The 6350-nt window shown below is 67.5% G+C and carries 10 protein-coding genes and 1 pseudogene; 7 read left to right on the top strand and 4 right to left on the bottom strand.

What is annotated here, in order from left to right:
* The first annotated feature begins 232 nt into the window (after window positions 1-232).
* Window positions 233-742, top strand: coding sequence for a hypothetical protein (locus tag AB0N63_RS27980; protein WP_365532919.1), 510 nt, complete (start codon window positions 233-235; stop codon window positions 740-742).
* A 1-nt stretch (window position 743) separates the two neighbouring features.
* On the opposite strand, the gene AB0N63_RS27975 is transcribed toward AB0N63_RS27980, so the two are convergent.
* Window positions 744-1124 carry a toxin Doc gene (locus AB0N63_RS27975; RefSeq protein WP_365532917.1) on the bottom strand — a complete coding sequence of 127 codons (381 nt, stop codon included), beginning with the start codon at window positions 1122-1124 and terminating at the stop codon, window positions 744-746.
* Between the two features lie 3 nt (window positions 1125-1127).
* On the bottom strand, window positions 1128-1364 hold the full coding sequence (locus tag AB0N63_RS27970; RefSeq protein ID WP_365532915.1) for an antitoxin MazE7: 237 nt from the start codon (window positions 1362-1364) through the stop codon (window positions 1128-1130).
* Window positions 1365-1575: 211 nt separating this feature from the next.
* Between AB0N63_RS27970 and AB0N63_RS27965 the strand changes: the two genes are divergently transcribed.
* Both AB0N63_RS27965 and AB0N63_RS27960 read left to right on the top strand, forming a co-directional pair.
* A complete protein-coding gene (locus tag AB0N63_RS27965) occupies window positions 1576-2055 on the top strand; it encodes a diadenosine tetraphosphate hydrolase (protein WP_365532913.1) in 480 nt (159 codons plus the stop codon).
* Between the two features lie 194 nt (window positions 2056-2249).
* Complete coding sequence (locus AB0N63_RS27960) at window positions 2250-2603, top strand: TetR family transcriptional regulator C-terminal domain-containing protein (RefSeq protein ID WP_365532911.1); 354 nt, start codon at window positions 2250-2252, stop codon at window positions 2601-2603.
* Window positions 2604-2725: 122 nt separating this feature from the next.
* Here AB0N63_RS27960 and AB0N63_RS27955 read toward each other — a convergent pair whose 3' ends face one another.
* The gene (locus AB0N63_RS27955) at window positions 2726-3103 is read right to left on the bottom strand and encodes a MerR family transcriptional regulator (RefSeq protein WP_365532909.1); all 378 of its coding nucleotides are present in this window, start codon (window positions 3101-3103) and stop codon (window positions 2726-2728) included.
* A gap of 128 nt (window positions 3104-3231) precedes the next feature.
* On the opposite strand from AB0N63_RS27955, the gene AB0N63_RS27950 reads away from it, so the two are divergent.
* Complete coding sequence (locus tag AB0N63_RS27950; RefSeq protein ID WP_365532906.1) at window positions 3232-4173, top strand: aromatic alcohol reductase; 942 nt, start codon at window positions 3232-3234, stop codon at window positions 4171-4173.
* A gap of 90 nt (window positions 4174-4263) precedes the next feature.
* A pseudogene (locus AB0N63_RS27945) lies at window positions 4264-4422 on the top strand (VOC family protein); the annotation flags it as partial.
* Between the two features lie 163 nt (window positions 4423-4585).
* Here AB0N63_RS27945 and AB0N63_RS27940 read toward each other — a convergent pair.
* Window positions 4586-4720 carry a hypothetical protein gene (locus tag AB0N63_RS27940; RefSeq protein ID WP_365532904.1) on the bottom strand — a complete coding sequence of 45 codons (135 nt, stop codon included), beginning with the start codon at window positions 4718-4720 and terminating at the stop codon, window positions 4586-4588.
* Between the two features lie 465 nt (window positions 4721-5185).
* Here AB0N63_RS27940 and AB0N63_RS27935 point away from each other — a divergent pair, with 465 nt between their 5' ends.
* Window positions 5186-5650, top strand: coding sequence for a DUF2199 domain-containing protein (locus AB0N63_RS27935; protein ID WP_365532920.1), 465 nt, complete (start codon window positions 5186-5188; stop codon window positions 5648-5650).
* Entirely contained in the window at window positions 5650-6312 is a 663-nt protein-coding gene (locus AB0N63_RS27930) for a hypothetical protein (protein WP_365532901.1), read from the top strand. The genes AB0N63_RS27935 and AB0N63_RS27930 overlap by 1 nt, the downstream gene beginning before the upstream one ends.
* Window positions 6313-6350 lie beyond the last annotated feature (38 nt).

Genomic DNA, 6350 nt, shown 5'->3' with positions numbered 1-6350 from the left:
ACCCTAGACAAGTCCCATCGTTGCAGGTCAGGAGCACTCTCCGCTTATTTGATCAAGCCTCGGACACCCCACCTCGCGAAAGCGCGAGGCTAGCGCAGGCCCGACTGGCACATCACCACCTTCTCAGTCCAACTTTGATGGCAAACGATCCAGGTTCGGCGTCAGAGGGCAGGGGATGCCTTCGGTCCCGGCACACTCAGTCCACCAGCGTGCGTGGACAAGGAGCAGTGTGATGCCCGTGAAGATCACCCCTGACGACGCGTACGACGAGGAGAGCGACACCCTGTGGGTCGGGCGGCACGGCCTGGAACGGCTGCTGCTGGAGTTCCGCGCCCTGGTCGCGAAGCAGGAGCCGGGCAGCTGGACCCGTATGACGGACTACGACCTGTCCTTCGAGCGCCTGGCCGACGCCGTCGACGCGGCGACCGCGACCCGGCGGGGTGCCCACTGGGAGGGCCCCGATCTGCGGATGCGCTGCACCACGACCGAGGCCGCCTACACCTGGCCCACGGGCGGCCCGTACGACGGCGGGACGCCGGTCGTGTGGAACGTGCCGGGCTACGGTTCCACGCCGCCTCCAGCGATCCCCGGTGCCCCCGGCCGAAGGCGCTGTGCGGCTTCAGCTGGTCGACGCAGGAGGGCCGTGTCGTGGACGGTCCGCTGGACTGCCGCGAGTGCCTGCGCGAGGTCCAGCTCGGTGCCGAACGCCCCTGCGGCAACGAGCGCGCGGCGGCCGCCGTGATCTAGGGCAGTCGCAGGGAGCGCAGCCGTTCGGCGATGGTGAACGAGTCGAGCCGCAGAGCGGTGATGTCGGCGATCAGTTCGCGCCAGGCCTCGAACTTCGTGTTCACGCGCTCCCCGTGCATCCCCAGGTACGCCACGGCCACGCCGAAGCCGTACAGCTCATTGCGTGCGGGCAGCGGGCGGAGCACGGCGCACTCCTCCAGCATCACGGCCGCCCGCCAGAAGGCATCGGGGTGGTGCTGGTCATGGCGGGGCGGGTCGACCTTGTGCCGGGCGGCCAGGCCGACGAAGACGGAGTAGTCGTTGACCGCGAGGTCGTCCAGCAGCTCAGCCTGGCGTTCCAGGAACCACCGGTAGTCGACGTAGTACTCGGCAGGCACAGGTCAGGCCGCCCGCGGGGCGGTGTGCGCCGGCGCCGGGCCGTATTCGGCGTCGAACGCGGCGACCGTCTCCGGGTCGCTGGTGACCTGCCGGAAGATCTCGGCACCCTCAGCCAGGGCGCGCTCGCGCCGCTTCTCCTCGGCCACCTGCGCCAGGTAGGTGGCCAGCGGCAGCCCTGCCGCGTCGGCCAGGGCCTGCAGCGCGTCCGCGGTGGTGTCGTCGATCTCGATGCCAGCCATGTATCGAGTATGCCGCCTGAGACCACCCCGGGACCACCGACCTGGAAATCTCTCCCTGACCTGGGCGTTTATGGTTCATCGAGCGCGGCCTGATGGGAATCTTTGAAAACGGCCGGGGCCGCTCCTCGCCTCACTTGCTTGGTCCTTGAACTGTGTGGGGAGGATGGAGATCGAAGAGCGGTCCTTGATCACCAGAATGTAGGTTTTGGCCATGACTGGTGACTGGCGGAGGGACCGGATCGGGACTGCGCTGAGGGGCGAGAACCCGACCGTGCTGCGACGGCTGACGTCGGGGTTCGCGGTGATCGGGGACGTTCAGTTCCTGCCTGGCTACTCGGTCCTGCTCGTGGACGAGCCGGACGTGCAGCGGCTGTCGGACCTGCCGAGGGCGAAGCGGCTGTCGTTCCTGTCTGACATGGACCAACTCGGCGAAGCGGTCGAGCGTGTCTGTCGGCGGCTGGACCCGGCTTTCCGCCGGGTGAACCTGGAGATCCTGGGGAACACGGACCCGTTCTTGCATGCGCATGTCTGGCCGCGGTTCGAGTGGGAGCCTGCCGATGTGGTGGGTGCTCCGGTGTGGCTCTATCCGCGTGAACGGTGGAGCGACGAGAAGTCCAGGCTCGGTCCGCAGCATGACGTGCTGCGGGAGGCGATCGGCAGTGAACTGGACCAACTGCGCTCGGTGACCTGAGTGTTGTGGGCCCGCCGACCGTCAGGTCGGCGGGCCCGGTGATCGGTGACGGTCAGCCGTAGCTCACTGGAGGCATCTGAGCGGGGCGATGTCGGTGACGCGGTTGGTGATCGTGGGGCGAGCGGCTTCCTGGGTGGCTGGGCAGGCTCGACGAGGAAGACGACCGCAGGTTCCTCGCCGAGGCGCCTGCCACCATGGCTGCCTTCTTCGACCGCCTGGTGGACTGGGCTGCAGCAAACGCCGAACGCCCGGGCCGCACCCAGATGAACAATGTCCTGGTAGCCGAGGCCGCTGATCCGTCCCACCCGGCCCACGCATTCTTCCGCGCCCGCTACGACCGGGTCATCAGCGGGTGTGAGCGGATCGCCAAGGATGCGGTCACGGCAGGCGAACTACGCTCGGAAGCCGACATTCACGAGATCGCAGTCACCATCGCAGCCGTGATGGACGGCCTCCAGCTCCAGTGGGCCCTCGCCCCTGACACCTTCGACATGCCAGGTCACCTGCGCCGCATTCTCGACGCCATGTATGCGGGCATCAAGGCCTGAAGCGCGCATCGGCTGCAAGGGGCTGCGTATAGGGAAGTGCGGGCAGGCTTTGACGCCGTTCGCGAGGGCGCGCCGGGCTTGCTTCTACTCGATGCCCGCCCTCGGGTCCCGGGGGGTTGCAATCACGCTGGGGTCAGCAGGTCTGCGTGGCCCGTTCGCCGGAGGTAGTCGATCACCGCGTCTCGGCTCTTCTCCAGGCACACGATCCTGTTCTCGACGACGCGCAGCTCGCGAGCGAGCTCCTCTGCCAGGATCTGGGTGCACGCGCCTGCCGCGTCCTGGGTCGACGGAGCCTCGATGTCCAGCACGATCTTGATCATCCTCGTCGACAGACCAGCCTCGACGAGCGCCCGGACGTGACGTGCATGCTCGACCTGCTCCTCGGAGTAGTCGCGGTAACCGTTGGCCGACCGCGACGACTCGATGAGCCCCTGCTGCTCGTAGTAGCGGAGCATCCGAGCCGGGGCTCCTACCTTTTTTGCGGCCTCACTGATCTTCATCACTCACTCGCTCCTCCTTGCCGGCCGACAATTTGACCTTGACACTGATGTCAAAGTTTACGGTGCTTCTTGAGGCCCCAGCGACCAGAACGTTCTGGGGGAAAGACGAACACGAGAGGGACCTTCAGATGACCAGCGACAGCTCGATGCCCACCTCCCGGGACATCCTCATCATCGGAGCCGGGGAGCTCGGCATGCCCGTAATCCGCAACGTCGTCCGACGAGCGAAGGACGTGGAGGGCTCGTCCGTCAGCGTGCTCCTGCGGGCCGGCGCCATCACGTCCACGGCACCCGACAAGCAGCGCGACATCGCTGAGATCAAGAACCTGGGCGTGAAGATCGTCGAAGGGGACCTCGTGAAAAACACCGTCGCCGAGCTCGCCTCCCTCTTCGCCGACTACGACACGGTCATCGGGTGCACGGGCATCACCGCCGGACTCGAGACCCCCATGAAGGTCGCCCAGGCCGCCCTCCAGGCGAGGCTCCCGCGGTACTTCCCGTGGCAGTTCGGCGTCGACTTCGACGTCATCGGCCGAGGAAGCCCGCAGGACATCTTCGACTCCCAGCTGGACGTCCGTGACCTGCTCCGGTCCCAGGACCAGACCGAGTGGGTCATCATCTCCACCGGCATGTTCATGAACTACCTCTTCGAGCCCGGCTCGGGCATGGTGGACCTGCCCAACGACACCGTCAACGCACTGGGAAGTCTCGAGACGGCGGTCACCGTGACGACACCCGAAGACATCGGCGTCCTGACCGCGGACATCCTCTTCACCGAACCTCGCATCCGCAACGAGATCGTCTACCTCGCCGGTGACACCATCACCTACGGCGAGCTGGCCGAGACGCTGGAGACCGTGCTAGAGCGTCCGTTCCGCCGTGTGGTGTGGACGGTTCCGTCGCTGCTCGACGAGCTGGCCGCCGACCCCGACAACATGACGCGGAAGTACCGCGCGGTCTTCGCGCAGGGCCGCGGCGTCGCGTGGGCGAAGGACGACACCTACAACGCACGCCACGCGATCCCCGTGACTGACCTCCGCCAGTGGGTCAAGGAGAACCTCGCCGGCTGACGCATCCCCCAGCCCCCACGCGCGGGCGGCATCGGCCTGCAGTTCCTCACCGGCGACCTCCAGGGCAGCCATGACCCGGGCGGCGTCGTGGTCGGCACGCTCGGCGAGCTCTCCGAGATTGCCCGAAAGCTCCAGTGGCGCCGCGCGCCGGGCGGCGCCACCAACCACCTGGTGTCGAAGTCGCTCTACGCCAAGGACCCCGACGGCATCGAGTTCGAGGTGATGTGCCGGGTGCCGCGCGAGGGCTGGATGCCGTGAATGGCTTGCACCTCGCTCAGAGCCGATGCTACGGGGCGCTCAGAGCCGCTTCTGGGACTCGGGACACCGTCAACCTCAGGGAGGAACTGGGCGGCGCAACGTCGACGCCCGCCAACCGAGACAGACACTCGAGTCTCCCCATAGGCGAGGAGCGTCAGCGGCCCTGCGAGAGCGCGACATCGGAGAAGGTGGACACGACTTTCGCCGCGTTAAGCGCGGAATCTCCGATCGCGCTCCCGGCGCGGGTCAGTCCGAGCAGGGCGGCGAAGAGGGCGGGACGATGCTGCATGCTGGATCTCTCCTGAGCTCGAAGGGGTGAGGGAGCGGGCCGCCGGCCTTTGCCGGTGCTGCGGCCGCCCGGTTGTGCGGGCTCCGTCCCGGCCTGGACGGTCGGGACAGGTCTTGCGCACGCGGCCAGCCGGTGAACGGCCGGTGCGGGGAGGGTCATCAGGTGCTCGGGTCGACGGGCGTACCGTCGAAGCACTCCAGGCAGCAGCCGAGCTTCTTCGATGTTGGCGGGGTGCACTTGTTCCGTAGCTGCGGTATTCCAGTGCCAAGGCGCCACGGAAGCCGCTTGCCATCGCTTGTCCTCGGGGTAGCCAGCTGTGACTGAGCGGAGTAGTTGGCTGCGCGGAGTTGTGCCGAGCAAGCCCCCTTCGGGTACGGCTGGAGTCCGTCGCTAGGCTCCGGGCCCATGACCAGTGACTTGGGGTTCACCTGCGCGTGCTGCGGGGCCCACCACCCTGAGGTGCCGATGAACTACACGGCCGAGGGCCCCGCCGTGTGGGCTCCGGCCTTCGCCGACGCCGACGACTGCTTGTTCTCCACGGACCAGTGCGTGGTCCGCGCTCAGCACTACTTCGTCAAAGGCCTGATCGAGATACCGGTCATCGGCAGCGACGAGGCGTTCTCCTGGGGCGTCTGGGTTTCGCTCAGCCGAGAAAGCTTCTCCCGGGCCTCAGACCTGTGGGACAGACCCGGCCGCGAAACGGAGAAGCCCTACTTCGGCTGGCTCACCACCGATCTTCCGGTGTACCCGGCGACGTCGCTCAATATGACAACGCGCGTCCATACCCGCCCGGTTGGCGAGCGCCCCTTCGTCGAGCTGGAACCGACTGAGCACCCCCTCGCCGTCGAGCAGCGCCCAGGGATCAGCCTGGAGCGTGTGCGGGAGATTGCGTCGCCCGTGCTCCACGCGGGTGAGGGCGAGCAGCGGTAATGGCTGACCAGCCCGTATCGCCCGTCCCGGTCGCGCCTGCCGGCCTGAGCCGCAGGGCCCAGCGGTTCATCGAGACGGAGGGCATCCGCGTTCGCCGACAGGACATCCGGCGACATCGCGACGGGTGGATCGAGCAGGGGATCCCCGCTGCGGAGATCGAACGTGCCACTGCTTTCCAGGACCGCTGGGGCGGCCTCGCCTTGCCGCCTGCCCCGTTCTACGAGGGTGGTCCGCGCATCCTGGACGCTGACTGCCCCGAAGAGACGCCCGCAGAAGGCTGGTCATTTCCGGCAGGGGACTGCCGGGTGTCCATGGCCTACGGCTTCGTGATCGGCCCCGACGGTGCGTTCGGTATCGCCGCCGACCGCTGGACGCCCCTGCATGCCAGCACTGACGGATGGGTGGAATCCCTGGCGCTCGCAGCTCATGCCCGCCGCTGGGCCACGACCGTCACAAGGGTCACGCGCAATGCCGTCGACGCACTGGATCTCGGCGAATTCGAGCCGGTCCCCGAAGTACAGGGCGTGACGGACTCTTGGTGGCGGGGCAAGGACTCCCTCATCGCCGTGTACCGGGGTGAGGCCGTGGGCCTTGGCGCCCCGCAATGCCTCGAAGCCCACATCTACGGGGGTCTCGACGAGTGGGGTCTCCATGGCGGCTGACCCGCGGGCCTTGGAGCTGGGTCTGCCTCTGCTCAGCT

This window comes from Streptomyces sp. NPDC093260, from assembly GCF_040683715.1.
Lineage (GTDB): Bacteria > Actinomycetota > Actinomycetes > Streptomycetales > Streptomycetaceae > Streptomyces > Streptomyces sennicomposti.
The sequence above is the reverse complement of the archived record's forward strand: the minus strand, read 5'-3'. Positions and strand labels throughout refer to the sequence as shown.